This window comes from Haematomicrobium sanguinis DSM 21259 (assembly GCF_000688395.1).
Lineage (GTDB): Bacteria > Actinomycetota > Actinomycetes > Actinomycetales > Micrococcaceae > Haematomicrobium > Haematomicrobium sanguinis.
The window spans coordinates 88,156-107,268 of the sequence record NZ_JIAG01000002.1; the positions used below are offsets into that span (position 1 = coordinate 88,156).

The 19,113-nt window shown below is 62.1% G+C and carries 16 protein-coding genes; 5 read left to right on the forward strand and 11 right to left on the reverse strand.

What is annotated here, in order from left to right:
• Positions 1–58: 58 nt before the first annotated feature.
• Positions 59–763 (reverse strand): lysophospholipid acyltransferase family protein, encoded by a 705-nt coding sequence (locus O148_RS14210; RefSeq protein WP_035744450.1) that lies wholly within the window; start codon positions 761–763, stop codon positions 59–61.
• Between the two features lie 114 nt (positions 764–877).
• Between O148_RS14210 and O148_RS14215 the strand changes: the two genes are divergently transcribed.
• Both O148_RS14215 and O148_RS0102055 read left to right on the forward strand, forming a co-directional pair.
• On the forward strand, positions 878–1,678 hold the full coding sequence (locus tag O148_RS14215; protein WP_075204248.1) for an alpha/beta hydrolase: 801 nt from the start codon (positions 878–880) through the stop codon (positions 1,676–1,678).
• Entirely contained in the window at positions 1,662–2,159 is a 498-nt protein-coding gene (locus tag O148_RS0102055) for a hypothetical protein (RefSeq protein ID WP_026529603.1), read from the forward strand. Before O148_RS14215 ends, O148_RS0102055 begins: the two co-directional genes overlap by 17 nt.
• Before the next feature lie 4 nt (positions 2,160–2,163).
• On the opposite strand, the gene O148_RS14220 is transcribed toward O148_RS0102055, so the two are convergent.
• On the reverse strand, positions 2,164–3,141 hold the full coding sequence (locus tag O148_RS14220; RefSeq protein WP_035744452.1) for an ROK family glucokinase: 978 nt from the start codon (positions 3,139–3,141) through the stop codon (positions 2,164–2,166).
• A 161-nt stretch (positions 3,142–3,302) separates the two neighbouring features.
• Here O148_RS14220 and O148_RS0102065 point away from each other — a divergent pair, with 161 nt between their 5' ends.
• A complete protein-coding gene (locus O148_RS0102065) occupies positions 3,303–5,132 on the forward strand; it encodes an AMP-dependent synthetase/ligase (protein WP_026529604.1) in 1,830 nt (609 codons plus the stop codon).
• An 89-nt stretch (positions 5,133–5,221) separates the two neighbouring features.
• On the opposite strand, the gene O148_RS14225 is transcribed toward O148_RS0102065, so the two are convergent.
• The 3 genes from O148_RS14225 to gcvP form a co-directional block, all read right to left on the reverse strand.
• The gene (locus O148_RS14225) at positions 5,222–6,571 is read right to left on the reverse strand and encodes a MinD/ParA family ATP-binding protein (protein ID WP_084156960.1); all 1,350 of its coding nucleotides are present in this window, start codon (positions 6,569–6,571) and stop codon (positions 5,222–5,224) included.
• A 103-nt stretch (positions 6,572–6,674) separates the two neighbouring features.
• Positions 6,675–10,151: a pyruvate carboxylase gene (locus tag O148_RS0102075; RefSeq protein ID WP_026529605.1), complete on the reverse strand. Its 3,477-nt coding sequence runs from the start codon at positions 10,149–10,151 to the stop codon at positions 6,675–6,677.
• Positions 10,152–10,252: 101 nt separating this feature from the next.
• Positions 10,253–13,138 carry an aminomethyl-transferring glycine dehydrogenase gene (gcvP, locus tag O148_RS0102080; protein WP_051619716.1) on the reverse strand — a complete coding sequence of 962 codons (2,886 nt, stop codon included), beginning with the start codon at positions 13,136–13,138 and terminating at the stop codon, positions 10,253–10,255.
• A 79-nt stretch (positions 13,139–13,217) separates the two neighbouring features.
• Between gcvP and O148_RS14230 the strand changes: the two genes are divergently transcribed.
• Positions 13,218–14,105, forward strand: coding sequence for a ParA family protein (locus O148_RS14230; RefSeq protein ID WP_051619717.1), 888 nt, complete (start codon positions 13,218–13,220; stop codon positions 14,103–14,105).
• Between the two features lie 77 nt (positions 14,106–14,182).
• Here the strand turns inward: O148_RS14230 and O148_RS0102090 are convergent, their stop codons facing one another.
• The 5 genes from O148_RS0102090 to gcvH form a co-directional block, all read right to left on the reverse strand.
• Entirely contained in the window at positions 14,183–14,779 is a 597-nt protein-coding gene (locus O148_RS0102090) for a MerR family transcriptional regulator (RefSeq protein WP_026529607.1), read from the reverse strand.
• 197 nt (positions 14,780–14,976) lie between these two features.
• Complete coding sequence (locus O148_RS0102095) at positions 14,977–15,468, reverse strand: bifunctional nuclease family protein (protein WP_026529608.1); 492 nt, start codon at positions 15,466–15,468, stop codon at positions 14,977–14,979.
• 20 nt (positions 15,469–15,488) lie between these two features.
• Positions 15,489–16,172, reverse strand: a complete 684-nt coding sequence (gene ftsR / locus O148_RS0102100; RefSeq protein WP_026529609.1) for a transcriptional regulator FtsR — start codon at positions 16,170–16,172, stop codon at positions 15,489–15,491.
• A gap of 70 nt (positions 16,173–16,242) precedes the next feature.
• Positions 16,243–16,728: an FHA domain-containing protein gene (locus tag O148_RS0102105; protein WP_026529610.1), complete on the reverse strand. Its 486-nt coding sequence runs from the start codon at positions 16,726–16,728 to the stop codon at positions 16,243–16,245.
• A 36-nt stretch (positions 16,729–16,764) separates the two neighbouring features.
• Positions 16,765–17,151 carry a glycine cleavage system protein GcvH gene (gene gcvH / locus O148_RS0102110; protein WP_026529611.1) on the reverse strand — a complete coding sequence of 129 codons (387 nt, stop codon included), beginning with the start codon at positions 17,149–17,151 and terminating at the stop codon, positions 16,765–16,767.
• Positions 17,152–17,258: 107 nt separating this feature from the next.
• Between gcvH and O148_RS0102115 the strand changes: the two genes are divergently transcribed.
• Positions 17,259–18,176 carry a hypothetical protein gene (locus O148_RS0102115; RefSeq protein ID WP_026529612.1) on the forward strand — a complete coding sequence of 306 codons (918 nt, stop codon included), beginning with the start codon at positions 17,259–17,261 and terminating at the stop codon, positions 18,174–18,176.
• A 6-nt stretch (positions 18,177–18,182) separates the two neighbouring features.
• On the opposite strand, the gene rarD is transcribed toward O148_RS0102115, so the two are convergent.
• On the reverse strand, positions 18,183–19,103 hold the full coding sequence (rarD, locus tag O148_RS14235) for an EamA family transporter RarD (RefSeq protein ID WP_035744456.1): 921 nt from the start codon (positions 19,101–19,103) through the stop codon (positions 18,183–18,185).
• Positions 19,104–19,113 lie beyond the last annotated feature (10 nt).

Genomic DNA, 19,113 nt, shown 5'->3' on the forward strand with positions numbered 1-19,113 from the left:
CTATAGGGTAGCCGTAATCGCGCACATCGCCTATTGTGCGCGTCACACAGCGGCAACCTTAGCGCTGGGGCTTCTCCGTCTTCGCCGCGTTGAGCCGATCTTTTACGGTGGACGCATACACGTCAACGTACTCTTGGCCGGAGAGCCGCATGAGCTCATACATGACTTCATCGGTGACCGATCGTTGGATGAAACGGTCATCCTCCATACCCTTGTACCGGCTGAAATCCATGGGCTCGCCCACAATGATTCCGATCCGGCGAATGTGCGGCACGCGCTTACCGATCGGCTGTACCTTATCGGTGCCGATCATGGCGACCGGAATCACCGGCACACCGGTCGCGAGCACCAGTTTGGCCACGCCCACCTTGCCTCGGTGCAGGCGCCCGTCCGGGCTGCGCGTGCCCTCGGGGTAGATGCCCAGCAATTCGCCCTTCTCAAGCACCGCCATCCCGGCACGCAAACCTGCCTCGCTGGCCGCTCCCCCGGACCTGTCCATCGGGAGCTGGTTGGTGACCTTAAAGAACAGCGCGGTCAGCCACCCTTTCAACCCCTTGCCGGTGAAGTACTCGGATTTCGCCAGAAACACCACCGGCCGCGGCACCGCGAGGGGCAGAAAAATGGAGTCGGAAAAGGAGAGGTGGTTGCTGACCAAAATGGCGGGGCCCTCGGCGGGCACGTTGTTCATGCCCTTCACCCAGGGCCGGAACAGCACATTGAGGATGGGGCCGATGATGATCCGTTTGAGGACCCAGTAGATCACGCGACACTGCCTTTCACGCTACGCCTTGGGGAACACAGCTGCAGCACATTGAGAACCATATCCGATAACAAAGATACCGCCGATTGACAGAAGAACTTGTGCCACCATGGTTACATGATCGAAAGCGGCCTGGAACTCTTGAGCGAGGAACCGTACATCTATCCCGGACACGGCACGCATGGCGACATCGGCGTCGTCGTATGCCATGGTTTTACCGGAGCCCCCTACTCCATGCTTCCGTGGGCGCGCGCTCTCGCCCGGGCCGGTTATGCGGTGAGCGTGCCTCGCCTCGAGGGTCACGGCACGCAGTGGCAAGACTTGAAAACCACCCGCTGGCAGGACTGGTATGCCAGCGCGGAACGGGCGTATGCGGATCTCGCGGAGCGCTGCACCCAGGTCTTTGTGTTTGGCATGTCCATGGGCGGCACCCTCTCGCTGCGGTTGGCAAGCCAGTACCCGGTTGCCGGACTAGCGTTGGTCAACCCCGGGTTGGTGATCCCGCCGCGCGCGGCCGAATACGCGCACTTGCTGAAGTTCATCGTGGCCTCCACCCCGGCCATCGGCGGCAATATCAAGAAGCCCGGGGTGGATGAAAACGCCTATCCGCGCACTGCCGTGGCTGCCGTGGATCAACTACGTCGACTCATGGCGAACACCCGCGAACGACTGCATCAGATCGATGCCCCCTTGCTTTTGTTGCGCTCCCGCGTAGACACGGTCATTGATGACATCAGTGTGGAAACGCTCCTCACCGGGATCTCGCGCCAGCAACGCGCCCAGACCCGTATCGTGTGGCTGGAGGACAGCTATCACGTCGCCACCTTGGATAACGACGCTCCTCTCATCGAATCCGAATCTCTGCGCTTTCTCGCCGCCCACACCCTTCGTGAGGACTCCCGTGAGCACGCCAAATAACCCTGAGGATCCTCGGGTCGATGACGAAACGTGGCAAGAGATCGTTGCCCGCCTTGAGGCGACTTCAGGCCCGCTGGAGGATCCCGCCGAGCGCCAATCCCAAGAGAAGAACGACGGCGATGCCTCCGCCCGTACGAACCGCACCTACCAGCCACATCCCCCCGGTGATGACGAGCCCATGCTCACCCCGGGTGCTATGCCGGGGCGCGGCCCTCGAGACTATGAGGTGTCAGAGCCGGACGAAGACGAAAAATATAACCCGGAGGTGTCCATGGACCTCCAAAGCGCGCACCCGGTGAGCGTGCTTGCCTGGGTTGGATTGGTCGCCTCCGTCATTGCCGTCATCGTCATTTTGCTGTTGCGGCCCAATAGCTCGTGGTGGTTTATCGGAACGGTCATTGTTTTCTTGGGCTCTGCAGGCCTGCTCTTGTGGCGGTTGCCCACCGAGCGCGGCCAGGGCGATAACGGCGCACAGCTTTAAGCAGTTATTTCTCCAGTGATCGGCGTGCCAGATCTGCGGCGCCGATAAGTCCGGCATGGGCACCCAGGGTCGCGATCTCGATGCGCGCGCTCTGCCGGAAACCGCGTCCGGTCAGGTTTCGCGAAAAGGTGCGGCGGGCCGGTTCCAGAAGCAAGGAACCGGCGGCGCTCAAACCGCCGCCAATCACAAATGTGCCGGGGTCCAGCGCTGCCGCAAGGTTTGCCATCCCGAGCCCGAGCCACTGTCCCACGTCTTGAATCATTTCAATGCAGGTCGCGTCCCCGGCCAGTGCGCGCCGAGTGACCAGCGCGCCGGTGATGCGCGCAATGTCGCCATCTGCGTCGTCAAGAATGCCGGCGGCCATGGGCGAACCCGCGGCGGCAAGGGCACGCGCTTCGCGTCCCAGGGCGTTACCGGATGCGTACTGCTCCCAGCAACCGCGGTTGCCGCACTCGCACACATGCCCGTCCGGCACCAAGACCTGGTGGCCGAATTCGCCGGCGAGGCCATACCGTCCGCGCACCAGCGAACCGGAAAACACCATCGACCCGCCAATTCCGGTACCCAAGGTCAGCATCACCAGGTGCGATTCGTGCGCGCCGGCACCAAAGGTGTATTCGGCCCATCCGGCGGCATCGGCGTCGTTAATAACCAAAACGTTTCGCGAGAGTGTGGCTTCCAGCGACTCGCGTAAGGGCTCATTGCGCCAGGCCAAGTGCGGCGAGAACACGACAGTGCTTCCGCTGCGATCCATCCAACCGGCCGCACCGACACCGACCGCACAGACATCGGCTGGCGCAAACCCGGAAAGCGTCGAAACCGCGTCGCTAATGGCCGCCTCTACCGCGCGCGGATCAGCACCCGGAGTATCGCGCACCATGTGGTGGGACATGTTGCCCGCTTCGTCCACGAGTGCCGCGGCAATTTTAGTGCCGCCCACGTCGATACCTATGGCCGGGTTATGGAGCTCGTGCGAAGTCATCCCAGTCATTGTAAGTCGAGGTCCAGCAGAGGCGGGGACGCGTCTGCACCACGGATGTTACCCATGAGTAACAAAATGTGATCTTCACGATAGACTGTCAGCATTCACGTTTCTTGAGGCGACGTGTTGTCCCGTCAGTGCACAAAGTCGAAGGAGCCACAGTGCAAGATACGTCCGCGGCCACACCGGGCAAAGAATTTATTGCCCCCGCCCTGATTGAAGTTCCCACCTCCACGAATGCGACTCAGGCCGTCGTGGATCATGCCGCTAACGGTTTGCCGGCGCTTTTCTCGGTGCGCGATGACAACGGCGAGTATCGGGACGTGAGCGCTCTGGAGTTTCTTGAACGGGTGCGTAGCCTCGCCAAGGGCCTCGCGGCTGCGGGAATCGAACCCGGAGATCGGGTGGGCATCATGGCTCGCACCCGTTACGAATGGACGCTCGTGGACTATGCGATTTGGTTTGCCGGCGCCATTTCCGTACCTATTTATGAGACATCTTCGCCGTCTCAAGTTGCGTGGATCGTCTCGGATTCGGGTACAAAGGCGGTGTTCGCGGAATCGGAGGGCCAAGCGAATGTGGTCAAGGACGCCATCACGAGCGAGAACCTGGACTCGGTACAGAATTTGTGGACCATGGATGCCGCCGGCCTCGAGGAGCTTGCCGCCCTCGGTACCGGTGTCCACGATTCCGAAATCGAGAGCCGCCGCAACTTGGCGAATCTCGATGACGTCGCCACCATCATTTACACCTCCGGCACCACCGGCAAACCCAAGGGTTGCGAGCTGACCCACAAGAACTTTGTCGCGCTCTCGCGCAACGCCGGCAAGGAGCTCGCCGAAGTCATCGGCGGCCGCACCATCATGTTCCTCCCGCTCGCGCACGTGTTTGCGCGGTTTATCGCCGTCATGTGTGTAGAAGAGGGAGTGACCGTCGCGCACACCCCGGATGTGAAGAACCTGCTCCCGGACCTGCAAAGCTTCCAGCCCACGTTCATCCTGTGCGTGCCGCGAGTATTTGAAAAGGTCTACAACTCTTCTCAGCTCAAGGCCGAAGAGTCCGGCAAGGGTAAGATCTTCGCCGCCGGGGCCCAGACCGCCGTCGATTATTCGCGGGCCCAGCAAGAGGGCAAGGTGCCGTTTGGCTTGCGCATTAAGCATGCAGTCTTTGACAAGCTGCTCTTTTCCAAGATCCGCGCCGCGATGGGCGGGAAAGTGGAGTTCGCCGTCTCCGGGGGCGCCCCGCTGGGTGAGCGCTTGGGTCATTTCTTCCACGGCATCGGCCTGCTGGTCTTGGAAGGCTACGGCCTGACTGAAACCACGGCACCGGTGACCGTCAACACCCCGAAAAAGGTCAAGATCGGCACCGTGGGTCGCCCCATCCCTGGCAATGCCGTGCGTATCGCCGAGGACGGCGAAATCCTGGCTGGCGGTAACTGTGTCTTCGCCGGGTATTACAACCGTGAAGACCTCACCGACGAAGTCTTCGAGGACGGCTGGTTCCGCACCGGCGACCTCGGTTCGCTGGATGAAGACGGATTCCTGACCATTACCGGGCGCAAGAAAGAAATCATCGTGACCGCCGGCGGCAAGAACGTGGCGCCGGCGCAGCTCGAAGACCGCATCCGTTCTGCAGCGATTGTGTCGCAAACGGTCGTGCTCGGGGATGGGAAACCGTTCATCTCTGCGCTGGTCACCCTGGATGAGGAAGCCCTGCCCGGCTGGTTGGAGCGTCACGGGATGAGCGGCGCAAGCGTAGAGGAGGCGGCCGCATCGGAGGCAATGCGCGAGGAAATCCAGAAACTCGTGGACAAAGCGAATGAGAGTGTGTCCCACGCCGAGGCGATCAAAGAGTTCCGCATCGTTCCCGAGGACTTCACCGAGGCCAGCGGCCACTTGACCCCGTCGATGAAAATCAAGCGTGCGAAGGTCTTGACCGACTATCAAGACGTCATCGAAGAGATCTACTCCCGCCCCGCCCCCACCTCCTAAGCAAATTTAAGCGCCTTTTTCAGGATTCAGCGCCATACAAGACGCTGAAAACCTTGGGAGGCGCTTAAATTTGCTGTGGGCGGGAGGGGTTAGTCGTGGAGTTCGTCGACGACTAACGCGGCGAGATCCATTGCGGCGACCCGGGTCTGCGGAGCGAGTTTATCGACGTCGATTTGCGCACCTTCGGCGAGATGCTTGTCATACGGAATCTGCACGACGTTCTTCACTCGCGACTTGAAGTGCCGTTCGATCTCGGAAATGTTGACGAGCGTCCCGTGCCCGGCGCCCATGTTGATGACCACGGTGGCCTTTTCTACCAGGTCCCGACGTCCGTGCGCCTCCAACCAGGACAGTGTTTCCGAGGCCAGACGCGCCTCATCCACACTGCCACCGGAGACCAGAACAACCGCATTGGCCTTGTTGAGCGTGCCGTTCATCACCGAGTGCACCATGCCGGTCCCCGAGTCGGTGAGCACGATCGAATAATACCGGCCGAGTATGTCTGTCACGGCGCGGTAGTCGGCCTCGTCAAAGGCTTGGGCGACGGCCGGATCGGTATCCGAAGCCAAGACGTGCAGACGCGAGTTCTCGCGCGCGACATACCGGGAGAGCTCGGCAAAGGAGTCCACCACAAAACGGTTATTCACCAGTTGCCGTGCGGTGAACTGCGCACGTCCGGGCGAACGGTCGGACAGGGTTCCGCGATCGGGGTTGGCGTCCATGGCAATGATGCGGTCCTGACGCACGTTGGCGAGCACCATGCCCAGCAGCGTCGTCATGGTCGTCTTGCCGACACCGCCCTTACGGGAGAGCACCGCAACATAGCGTGCCCGGTCGCCGATTTCGGTGGAAATGCGATGCTCGCGGGCGCGTTGCTCGCGCACCTTTTGTGAATCGCCGACGTTAATCTGGCCAAAGCTCACGTTGTAAAGCCACCGGCGCCAACCGCTTTGCGGGGCGCGGGCGCTTCCTTCCAACAGCCGGTCCGCGGTCAGCGAGGAGGCGGGCTCCGGACTCGTTTCCACCTCGATCGAGGTCGGTTCATCCTCCTCGAAATCGGCCGCAGTTGAACTCGTTGACGCCGATGCGGGTGCGCGCTCGGGCTTCTCGGAGGCGATCGGGCCATTGGGCACCAGGCGTTGCTCCCCCTCGGAGGTCTGCGCCGAGGTTGACGGCAGTTTCGGCGACGCGCTGCTTCCGGCTACCCCAGTGGTGCCGCCGGACTTTTCGGCGCTCGTATTATCGCTATCGCTGTCCTCCCCCGATTCCGCCTGCTCGCGGGCGCTCTCCACACCCGAACCTTCGGCGACCGGCGTCGATGCGGAGGCATCGCCGTCGTGCATTTCATTCTGCGCCGGGTTCTCGGTGGCCTCGGGTGTGGCGTCTGGTACGGACGAGTTCCCCTTTGCCGGGGAAACACCATTGACGCTCTCTGACATGAATCCTCACAAACTCTTCGGTGCACATTGGTGCGAATAATGTGCACTGCCTCAAGGTTCAAGGTTATCTCACCTGGCGTCGCGCCGGGCAAGTTAGTTCTGGCTAGGCTGGATCGATCTCCACGATCAAATCGCCGCCTTGCACCTGTTCGATCGCGCCGATGGCGACGCGCTTGATCGAACCGGAGACCGGAGCCGTAATGGAGGCTTCCATTTTCATGGCCTCAATCGTGGCAACCGCGTCGCCCGCATTCACCGAGTCCCCCTCGGCCACGGTGACGGTCACCGCACCCGCGAACGGTGCCGGAACGTGACCGGGCTTGCTGGTGTCCGCACGCTCGGCATTGACAGCCGTCGTTTCGATGCTGCGATCGCGCACCGAGACGGGGCGCAACTGGCCGTTGAGCGTGCACATGACGGTGCGCATACCCTTTTCGTCCGGATCCCCCACCGCTTCCACGGTGGTGATCAGGCGGACACCCTTATCCAGTTCGATGACGTACTCTTCGCCGGTTTTCATGCCGTATAGGTAGTCGCGCGAGTCCAGCACCGAGACGTCGCCAAAGGTTTCACGCACAGACTCGAAGTCCTTGGTGGGACCGGGGAACAACAGTCGGTTGAGCGTGGCGCGGCGGGTTGCCGAGTCAGCGTCGAGAGCCGCTTTGTCTTCTGCGCTCAAGTCCTGTGCGGCGCTCTTAATGGTGCGCCCCTCGAGCGCCTTGGTGCGCAGCGGCTCTGGCCAGCCGCCCGGCGGGTCGCCGAGTTCGCCGGCGAGGAAGGAAATGACCGAATCCGGGATGTCGTACTTCTGCGGATTCGCCGCGAAATCCTTGGGGTCCACGTTTTGTCCCACCAGTTGCAGGGCAAGATCGCCCACCACCTTGGAACTCGGGGTGACCTTGACGAGGTGCCCCAGCATCCGGTCTGCCGCTGTGTACATGTCCTCGATCGCCTCGAAACGATCGCCCAGTCCTAGCGCAATGGCTTGCTGGCGCAAGTTAGAGAGCTGTCCGCCGGGAATTTCGTGACGGTACACACGCCCGGTGGGACCGGGCAAACCGGACTCGAACGGCGCATAAACCTTACGCACCGCCTCCCAGTAGGGTTCCAGCGAACTGATGGCCTCCAAATCAATCCCGGTATCGCGTTCGGTATGCGCCAGTGCGGCGACGAGCGCCGAGGCGCTCGGCTGCGAGGTGGTACCGGCCATGGATGCGGTCGCAACATCCACCGCGTCCACCCCGGCATCGCTGGCAGCGATCAGGGTCGCCAGTTGTCCGCCCGCCGTGTCATGAGTGTGCAAATGCACCGGCAGGTCGAAGCGTTCGCGAAGCGCCGTGACGAGTTTGGCGGCCGCCGCCGGGCGCAGCAAACCGGCCATGTCCTTGATGGCCAAAATATGCGCCCCCGCATCAACGATGCGCTGCGCCAGATCCAGGTAATACTCCAGCGTGTAGAGCGTTTCGGCCGGATCTAGCATGTCGCCTGTGTAGCACAGGGCGACTTCTGCGACGGCCGTCCCGGTCTCGCGAACGGCCTTGATCGCCGGTTCCATTTGCGAGACGTCATTCAACGCGTCAAAAATGCGGAAGATATCGACGCCGGAGGCCGCGGCCTCGCGCACAAAGGCGTCGGTGACCTCGGTCGGGTACGGCGTGTAGCCCACGGTGTTGCGTCCGCGCAAGAGCATCTGGATGCACGTGTGGGGAAGGGCCTCGCGCAGTTTCGTCAACCGCGCCCAGGGGTCTTCGCCCAGGAAGCGCAACGCGACGTCAAAGGTGGCTCCGCCCCAGGCTTCAACGGAGAGCAGCTCGGGGACCTGGCGTTCCAGTTCGGCCGCGACCCCGAGCAGGTCCCGGGTACGGACCCGGGTGGCGAGCAAGGACTGGTGAGCGTCGCGAAAGGTCGTGTCGGTGACCGCGAGCGGCACTTGCTCGCGCAGGGCGCGCGCAAACCCTTCTGGTCCGAGCTCCTGCAAGCGCTGCCGGGAACCGGCAGTACCTTCGCTCACAGCGGCACCACCCGAGGTTGCCCCGCTCATGGAGGAATCGCCGGATGAGGAGGCATCGCCGTCGTTCTTCTGCGCCAGGGCGGCCGGAAGCTTGGTGAGCGGGTCGATCAACCCGGGATTCTCCCCGTAGGGCCGGTTGACGGTCACGTCTGCGAGCCACTGCAGGAGGCGGGTGCCGCGGTCGGCCGAGACCTTGGCCTTGAGAAGCTCGGGGTGATTGTCAATGAAGCTCGTGGCAATGTCCCCGGCGACAAACTCTGGGTCCTCCAACACCGCCATCAGGAACGGAATGTTGGTGGAGACTCCGCGGATGCGGAACTCGGCCAGGGCACGGCGGGCGCGGGTCACGGCGGCACCGAAATCGCGGCCGCGGCAGGTGAGCTTGACCAGCATGGAATCGAAGTGCGGGCTGATCTCCGCCCCCGCGTACACGGTCCCGCCATCGAGGCGGACACCGGCGCCGCCTGCGGACCGGTATGCGGAAATTTTGCCCACGTCCGGCCGGAAACCGTTTGCCGGATCCTCGGTGGTGATGCGGCACTGCAGGGCGGCGCCGCGCACCTGAATGTTTTCCTGCTCCAGACCCAATTCGGCCAGAGTCTCTCCCGCTGCGATCCGCATTTGCGACTGCACGAGGTCCACATCGGTGATTTCCTCGGTGACCGTGTGTTCCACCTGGATGCGCGGGTTCATTTCAATGAAGACGTGCTGACCGGCGCGCTCCCCCTCGGTGTCCACCAGAAACTCCACGGTTCCCGCGTTCACGTAGCCGAGCTCGGTGGCAAAGGCCACCGCATCCCGCAACAGGGCCTGGCGGATCGAATCATCCAGGTTCGGCGCCGGAGCAATTTCAATAACCTTTTGGTGCCGACGCTGCAGCGAACAGTCCCGCTCAAACAGGTGGATGACGTTGCCCTCATTGTCGGCAAGGATCTGCACCTCGATGTGGCGCGGGCGCATGACGGCCTGCTCCAAGAACATGGTCGGGTCGCCGAACGCGGTTTCGGCCTCACGCATCGCCTCCTCGAGGGCCCCCTTCAAATCCTCGCGCCGCTCCACCCGGCGCATGCCGCGGCCGCCGCCACCGGCAACGGCCTTTGCGAAGATGGGGAAACCGATCTCCTCGGCAGCGGCCAGGAGTTCATCAAGATCGGCGCTCGGTTCGCTGGATTTCAGGGTGGGAATGCCGGCGCGCTTGGCGGCCTTGAGCGCTTCCACCTTGTTGCCGGCCAACCGCAGAATCTCGGCGCGCGGCCCGATAAAGGTGATGCCGGCATCCGCGGCGGCCTGGGCGAGTTCCGGGTTCTCGGAGAGGAACCCGTATCCGGGATAGATCGCATCGCACCCGGACTCCTTGGCAACCCGAATGACCTCATCCACGTCCAGGTACGCCCGCACCGGGTGTCCCTCTTCACCGATCTTGTAGGCCTCATCTGCCTTTTGACGGTGAATGGAGTTGCGGTCCTCATAGGGGAAAACGGCGACCGTCTTCGCCCCGAGTTCGTGCCCGGCCCGCAGCGCGCGAATCGCGATCTCGCCACGGTTGGCTACCAGAATCTTGCTGAACATTCTGCTCCTGAGAAGGTTGGTGGACTGGGGCCAGCCCGAGTGCGGATTCCTCACTGAGCACACTAGCGTCAGTGCAAGGAGCCTGGAAAATACGTTACGTTCTAGTCGGCTGCGGCCGCCAGTTCTTCAATGGACGGGCAGGAACACACCAAATTCCGGTCCCCGTAGGCCTGCTCGACGCGGCGCACCGGCGGCCAGTATTTGGCCAGCGGGTCCACCCCGCCGGGGTACACGGCCTCGGCGCGCGTGTAGGGGTGCTCCCACTCCTCTGTGAGCGAGCGGGCGGTGTGCGGAGCGTTGACCAGCGGGTTATCCAACGCGTCCCACTCCCCCGATTCCACCTTCGCGATTTCGGCGCGGATCGCGATCATCGCGTCGATAAAACGGTCCACTTCGGCCAGGTCCTCGGACTCGGTCGGCTCCACCATGAGCGTGCCCGCGACCGGGAAGGACATGGTCGGGGCATGGAAACCGTAGTCGATCAGGCGCTTTGCGACGTCATCCACGCTGACCCCGCTCGCGGCGGTGATGCCACGCAAGTCCAGAATGCACTCGTGGGCGACCAGATGGTTCGGCCCGGTGTAGAGGATCGGGTAATGCTCGCTTAGTCGGCGTGCAATGTAGTTCGCGGAGAGGATTGCGGTTTGGGTGGCGCGCTTGAGCCCCTCCGGCCCCATCATGCGGATGTACGCCCAGGAGATCGGCAGGATTGACGCGCTGCCATACGGCGCCGCAGACACGAGACCCACGGGACGCCCGGGTTCTTCGGCCTCGGCCAGCGAGCGGGCCGGAAGGAATGGGGCCAGGTGCTCGCGCACCGCCACCGGGCCGACGCCCGGTCCGCCGCCGCCGTGTGGGATGCAGAAGGTTTTGTGCAGGTTCAGGTGGGAGACGTCGCCGCCAAACTTGCCCGGTTTCGCAAGTCCTACCAGCGCATTGAGATTCGCGCCGTCCACATAGACCTGGCCACCCGCCTCATGCACCAGCGCGCAGACGTTGGCGATGTCGGATTCGAAAACACCGTGCGTGGACGGGTAGGTCAGCATGATCGCAGCGATCTTGCCCTCATGCTCGTGCAATCGGCGCTTGAGGTCATCGCCGTCGATATTGCCAAATCCATCGGTGGCGACCGGAACCACCTTCAGCCCGGCCATCACGGCGGAGGCCGCGTTGGTGCCGTGCGCGCTGGTGGGGATCAGGCAAATATCGCGTTCGGTATCCCCACGGGATTGGTGGTACGCGTGAATCGCCAGCAGCCCAGCCAACTCGCCTTGCGAACCGGCGTTCGGTTGAATGGACACCGAGTCATAACCGGTGATTTCGGCCAAATAGTTTTCCAGACCCGCGGCCAGCTCCCGGATCCCTGCGGTGTCCTCGGCGGGCGCAAACGGGTGCAACCCGGAGAATTCCTCCCAAGTTACCGCCGCCATCTCCGCCGCCGCGTTCAGCTTCATGGTGCATGAACCCAGCGGAATCATCCCGCGATCCAGCGCATAATCGTAGTCCGCGAGCCGCTTGAGGTAGCGCATCATTTGGGTTTCGGTGCGGTAGGCGTGGAAGACCGGGTTGGCCAGGTAGTCATCGCTGCGCTCGGGCAGATGTACGACGGCGTGTTCCCCGCTTTCCGGGGCCACTTGCCTTCCGCTGATCTCGCCAAAAATGGTGGCGAGGGCGGCAATATCGGCGTCGGTCACCGTTTCATCCACGGCGACCTGAACGGTATCGGCGTCAATGCGGCGAAGCAGGTACCCAGCTTTTTGGGCTTGGGCGAGGATCTCATCCGCCTGGCCGGGGGTGTTGAGGCGCACGGTGTCGAAGAACTGCTCGTTGGACTGGGTGAAACCGGCTTGTTCGGCGAGGGCTGCGACATGAGCGGCGTAGCCATGGACGCGGGCGGCTATGCGCTTGAGCCCCTGCGGGCCGTGGTAGACCGCGTACATTCCGGCCATGACCGCCAGCAGCACCTGTGCGGTACAAATATTGGAGGTCGCCTTTTCGCGGCGGATGTGTTGCTCCCGGGTTTGCAGCGCTAGACGGTACGCGATCTCCCCCGCGGCGTCCTTGGACACACCGACCAGACGCCCGGGCAGCGATCGCTCCAAGCCCTCTCGGACGGCCATGTATCCGGCGTGCGGTCCGCCGAATCCCATCGGCACGCCGAAGCGTTGGGAGGTACCGACCGCGACATCCGCGCCCTGGCTTCCCGGGGACGGGATCATGGTGAGCGCCAGCAGATCCGCGGCCACGGCGCTCATGATGCCCTGGGATGCGAGGTTTTCGATCAGGGGACCCAGCTCGCGGATACGGCCGGAATCGCCGGGATACTGGATCATTGCGCCGAAGAAGTCGCCGTCCGGGATGGGCTCGTCAAAGTTGTGTTCGACAATCGGGATGCCGACGGCGCGGGCCCGGTTGGCGATGACATCTTTGGTTTGCGGGAAAGCATCGGCGTCGACAAGGAAGGCGGCGTCCGGGCTGGCCTTGCGGTTCACGCGGCGCAGCAGGGCCATGGCTTCCGCCGCGGCTGTGCCTTCATCCAGCATGGACGCATTGGCAATGTTCATACCGGTGAGATCGGCAACCATGGTTTGAAAGTTGAGCAGCGCTTCCAGACGTCCCTGCGAAATTTCGGGCTGGTATGGGGTGTAGGCGGTGTACCAGGACGGGTTTTCGAGAATATTGCGCTTGATCACTTGCGGGGTGAACGTCCCGTAGTAGCCCTGGCCGATCAGCGAGCGGTGCACGGTGTTGCCCTTGGCGAGAGCGCGCAGTTCGGCGAGCATCTCTTCTTCGCTGAGCGAGCCCGGAAGGTCAAGTTCCGCTTGAACCTTAATGGAAGCTGGGAGTGCGGCCTCGCTCAGCGCGTCTAACGAGCCATACCCCAGGGTGCTCAACATATGATTTAGATCAGAGTCTCGTGTAACCCCGATATGACGATCTTGAAATAACCCCGTTGAGGGTTCCAGTGACTCAAAAGTGTTCAACATAACTCCAGTTGATCTGACCAACACAGCTAGTCTAGTTGGCAGAACAGTGTGGCGATGACAGTTAGGTGCGGTTGACTCGGTGCAGGTAGTGAGCATAAGCAGTCTTAAGGGTGGAGTCGGCAAAACGTCCGTGACACTGGGCTTGGCGTCAGCGGCCCTCAATGCGGGGCTCAATACGCTGGTGATCGACCTCGACCCGCACGCCGACGCCACCACCGGCCTCGATGTTCGCGCGCAGACCGGACGCGCGGGCTCGCGCATGGATATCGGCCGCATGCTGCGCTACCCGAAGCGCTATCTCTTAAGCGATAACGTGGCTCATTCTGGCTGGACCACCCGGGTGGATTCGAACGGGATGGACCGCCATACCCCGCTCTTGGATGTCGCCCAGGGGTCGGCCTTTTCCGGTATTTACGATCGCCCCGACATTAGCAAGCGGGACTTGAAGCGTCTTCCGCTTTTGCTGTCCAAGGTGCGCGGCTACGATCTGGTGCTGATTGACTGCCCGCCAAGCTTGAACGGGCTCACCCGGATGGCGTGGGTGGCGAGCAACCGCGTCCTTTTGGTGGCGGAACCGCAGCTGTTTTCCGTGGCCGGTACCGAGCGCACCATGCGCGCGATGCAGATGTTGCGCGAGGAAGTCCCGCATTTGAGCGTCACGACCAGCATTGTGGCAAACCGCGTGCGCCCCGAGTCGACCGAGCACACTTTCCGGCTGAGCGAGATTCGCGGCATGTTCGGCGATCAACTGTTGAGCCCGGTCTTGGACGAGGTGCCCAATTGGCAGCAAATTCAGGGCGCCGCGCACGCGGTACACCAGTGGCCCGAAGATAATGCGCGCGCTACCGCGAAGCGATTCGATGAGTTGCTGGCGCAAATTGTTTCTCTCCCCGCGCGGCCAGCGGAGAGCAAGGACGAAACGTCTACGGGCGCTACGACGCGCCGTCAAGCGCTACACCGTAACTAAAAGCGAGCGCGTGCGGGTACGTCCCCGCGCGCGACTTGAGGAGAGCGCCCTCACATTGGAAGCGCGATCTTTCGGTATTAGCTTGCGGCCGAGTCACGAGCCTTGCGGCGGCGCGCGGCAAGTTCGTCTTCGGGGTAATCGTGCTCTTCGTGAGATTCGGACGGAAGTTGCGAGAGGCTGCCCTGCACTTCCCGCCACACATGTCCAACGTCGATACCGAACACGCCTTGACCGCCACGCACCAGGTCAAATACCTCGTCTGGCGAGGTGCATTCATAGACGCTCGCGCCATCGCTCATGAGCGTGATGTTAGAAAGGTCTTCCACGCCGAAACTGCGCAAGTGCTCGACCGCGGTGCGAATTTGCTGAAGCGACACGCCCGTGTCCAACAGGCGTTTGACCACCTTAATCACCAAAATGTCGCGGAAGCCGTAGAGCCGTTGGGAGCCGGAACCGGATGCACCGCGGACGGCAGGTTCAACCAGCCCGGTGCGCGCCCAATAATCGAGTTGCCGGTAGGTGATCCCCACGGCCTTGCACACGGTCGGGCCGCGGTAGCCGGCATCCTCATCCAGGATGGGAAGGTCATCGGTGAAGAGCACTCCCTGAGAACCCACCGGGCCGTCAATGCCGTCAGGGGTCCCCGCCGTACTGGCGTGCTGTGTCGGACTCACTACTGCCTCCTCATTGGCGGTTCCACAGGGAAAGTGTGCGAGTTGCGTCAAGTACACGTCTCTTTAGTGTGCGCCTCACGCAGTGATGATGCAATGGGAACCTTCTACCTCTACAGTAAGGTTGGTCCCGCGCTCAGGCAACGATCTTGCACCCGTGAAAAATTCGTGTCGCAACCGTATTGTGACTTTTCCGGCGGCTAGCGCTCGAAGTCTTCGGGTTCCACGTCGTCTAAAAACTCCCGGAACTGCCGCAATTGCGCCTCTTGCGACGCGGATGCCTCATCCTCTTCGTCCTCGGCGTCCATGAGAACCCCGGAGTCTTCTAGCACCTCATCGACGCAGCGAATGGGGCAGTGCGCGCGCAGGGCGAGGGCAATTGCGTCCGAAGCGCGCGAGCTCACGGACGAACCATCGTCAAACTCGAGTCTGGCGTGGAAGGTCGTGTCTTCAACGGCGGTGATAGTCACGGCCTGTAGCTGATGGGAAAAATTGCCGATGACCGTGATGAGCAGGTCATGGGTCATCGGCCGCGGCGGCCGGATGCCCTGCTGTTCAAAGGCGATGGCGCTCGCTTCGGGGGCACCCATCCAAATGGGAAGATAACGCGGCCCGCTGGTCTCCTTGAGCAGAACCAATGGTTGATTGGAAGGCACTTCGATGCGAACTCCAATCACTTCCAGCTCTTTCACGCGCACGCCACCCCAAATACTTAGGTGTCGATGCGCGCGAGCTGTTCTGAGACCAGCGCCGAATGCAGGTTCAGGCACAGGGAGGCCAAATTCTTGGCGGTATCCGCGGCATGTGCCTTTGCCGAGGTGTCCTTGCGCGAGGACAACGGAATAGTAGCGCGCTCAATAAGCCCGGCTTCTCGTTCGGCTGCTGCCTTGAAGGGTCGGAGGTGCCGTGGCTCGATTCCGTGCGCAGCCAATCCCGCCGCGGCCTTGGCGATGAGCAACGCGCTTTCACCGAAAACATCGGAATTGGACGGAATGAGCCCAAAATTCATGAGTTCGCGCACCAAGGTTGCGCTTGCACCCGATTCCGCGACGAGTTCGTTAAAGCCTAGTTTGCGCGCCTTGGCGTGCAGCGCCGCCGCATCCTGGTTGGACAGCAAACGCGGTGAAATCTTGACCGACCCGGGTAGCGAATCCGGGTGTTCGCCACGATCGATGGCGTCCAGATAGTCCTTAATGACTTTCAACGGCAGGTATTGATCACGTTGCAACGCCAAGACGAACCGGAGCCGTTCGACATCGTGAGCATCGTATTTGCGGTAACCGGCACGCGTGCGTTGCGGTGAAATCAGCCCCTTGTCTTCCAAGAAGCGAATTTTCGAGGTCGTGACCTGGGGAAATTCCTCGCTCAGTTCGGTCAGGACCTCGCCGATGTTCATGGCACCGGGCTTCCGGCGGGCTGAAGACGAGTGTGTATGCGGAAGAGATGACACCACTGGACAAGTACCCCTAGCGATTTTCGGTCGCGTTGGTATCGGCAGCGGGCGAATAATAGGTCAGCACAAACTTGCCGATTTGCACTTCGGTGCCCGTGCTCAGGGCGACCTGATCAACCCGGTCATTGTTGACGTAGGTGCCATTCAAACTATTGGTGTCAACCAGCGTGTACCCTTCCGGGGTGCGGCGAAATTCGGCGTGCGAACGGCTCACCGTCACATCGTCAAGAAAGACGTCGGCTTCGGGGTGGCGGCCGGCGGTAATGACGTCTTGGTCAAGTAAGAACCGGGCACCCTCATTGGGCCCCGAGTGCGCAATCAACAGTGCGGAACCGGCCGGAAGCGCAGCGACAGCTTGCAACTGTTCCTCGGTAAGCCGAGGTTGAATCGCCATCGCTGCAGTTACGGGAGGAAGACTGACAGACGTTGATTCCGCTGCTGAGACGTCATCGCTTCCGGTGCGATGTGTAGCATCGTCAGACTCAGCATTAAATGCCATGAGTGACCTCCCCAAGTTGTGTTCCGTGCCGTTGAACTAGCCTACCTGCTGCTGGTAGTCCTCCGCACTGAGAAGTCCCTCAAAATCTGCAACGTCAGACAATTTCACTTCCAAGAGCCAACCGCCGGCGTACGGGGCCGAGTTCAACAGCGCCGGATCCGCGTCCAGGTCCTCGTTGCGTGCCACCACTTCGCCGGACAGCGGGGCATAAATATCGCTCACGCTCTTCGTGGATTCCACCTCGCCCACCACGTCGTTTCCGGTAATGGCGGTGCCAGCCTCGGGCATTTGGACGTAAACGATGTCGCCGAGCGCGTCTTGGGCGAAGTCGGTGATGCCCACTCGCACGACTCCCTCATCATTAGGGGCGGAAACCCACTCATGCTCGGCGGTGTACTTCAGGTCAGCGGGAATCTCAGACATGGGTGGGCCTTTCGAAGTTCGGATGCCACGAGGCAATCGAGGATGACTTTCACTTTTTAGCATAGTCGGGTGTGCGCACGCACACATTCCTTTGCAAAGATGGATTCATGGCCGATAACTCAAAAATCGATCGCATCTTGAAAGACATGGAAGCGCTGAACGCGGTGGACACCTCAAAGGTGGGCTCCCCGAGTGCCAGCACACTGGCGACCGCGGAAGCACCAGCAACTCGCGGGTCCGCGGGTGCAGCGAGCGTTCCCTCGCGTGCCGAACGGGCTGATCGGCGCCGCGGTGACGAGGCACTGGACGGTCGGCGCAAACGCTGGTGGGGTCAACTTCTCGCGGCCCTCGTGGTGGCTGTTCTCTGGGCAGTGCTCTTTCTTCTCGTTGCCCCGTTCTTGGTTCAGTGGTGGGTCGATCTGTTAGGCACATGGGTTAATGGCGACTATTACGCCGGCATCCTCTTCGGGCTGGCTTTCGGCGCCGTATCCGCGCTGGTGACGGCCCTCTTGCTGATTCCGGTGTTGAGTTCGCGCACCGGCTGGGTTATCAGTTTGATCTTTGCGATTCTGGCGAGCGCCGGGGCGTTTGGCTGGATTCTCTCGCTCAGCGCGCTCTTTGCTCCCGAGGCCAATTCGATGCGAGCGCGCGAAAGCCTCACCGTCGAGCGCGTCGGCGAGTTCCACCTGGCCGCCGGCATCTCCTCGATTGTGGTTCTGCTGCTCGTCCTGGCCGCTCTCGGCTTCGCTTTGAGCTACCGCCGGCGCGGACGCCAACTGCGCGAGCTTCGCGGGGGCGCTGTATCAGACCGCACAGCGCAAGACCGCACTGCACCCGTCAGCACAGTGCCAAACCGCACAGCGCCGGCAACCACAACCGCTGTGACGGCTCGTACCGCCCCCGCATCGACTCCGGCCCCGGCACCCCAGACACCCGAAACTACCTCCGCCGCGGAACCGACCAAGAAGTCGGACAAAAAAGACGACGGCCCGGACTACAGCGACTGGATGTCCAAGATCGAGTAAGCGCGGTTACACCCGTGCGCGCAGCCGGGCTATGCGCGCGGTGCGCAACATGTCCACGGTGAAAATCACGAGCGCCACCCACACGAGCGAAAAGCCAACCCAGCGCTCCGGCGGCATGGACTCGCCCAAGACCAGCACCGCGATCAAGAACTGCAGGGTCGGCGCCAGGTACTGGAGCAGTCCAATCGTGCTTAGCGGCAGCCGCCGGGCGGCGGCCCCAAAGAGAATCAGCGGCATTGCGGTGACCACACCGGAGGCGGCAAGAATCCAGAAATGACCGGCGCCTTCGCTGAACAGCGTGACCTGTCCTTGGGCGCCCAACACCAGCATCACCGCCGCGGCAACCGGGGTCAGAAACAGTGTCTCGACGCTCAGCGAAGTCACGGCCGTTGTGCGCGCACCCACCCGGTTCTTCACATACCCATACAACCCGAAGCTGAACGCGAGGATCAGCGCCACCCAGGGAACCGATCCATACGCGATGCCCAGCACCAAGATTGCGGCGGCTCCCAGCGCGACGGCGATCCACTGCAAGACACGCAACCGCTCGCGCAGCACGACCACCCCGATCAGCACCGAGACGAGCGGGTTCATGAAGTAGCCGAGCGCCGCCTCAATTGCGTGATGCGAGAGCACCGCCCAGGTGTAGGTAAACCAGTTGACCGCGATCAGTGCGGACGCCAAGAGCAACCACAGGGCGGTTCTGCGTGAGGCGAGGGCACCCCAAAACTCGCGCCACAACCGCATGACGCTCAAGAGAATCAGACAAAAGACGAGCGAAAACAGCACTCGCGCCGACACGATCTCAAACGGCCCGGCCGGGGCCAAGAGCACAAAATACAGCGGCAGTAGCCCCCAGAGCAGATAGGCCAGCAGGCCATACAGGGTTCCGGCGGCGTAGGGGGTTTTCGTGCGCACGAAGCTCATCAGATCACAC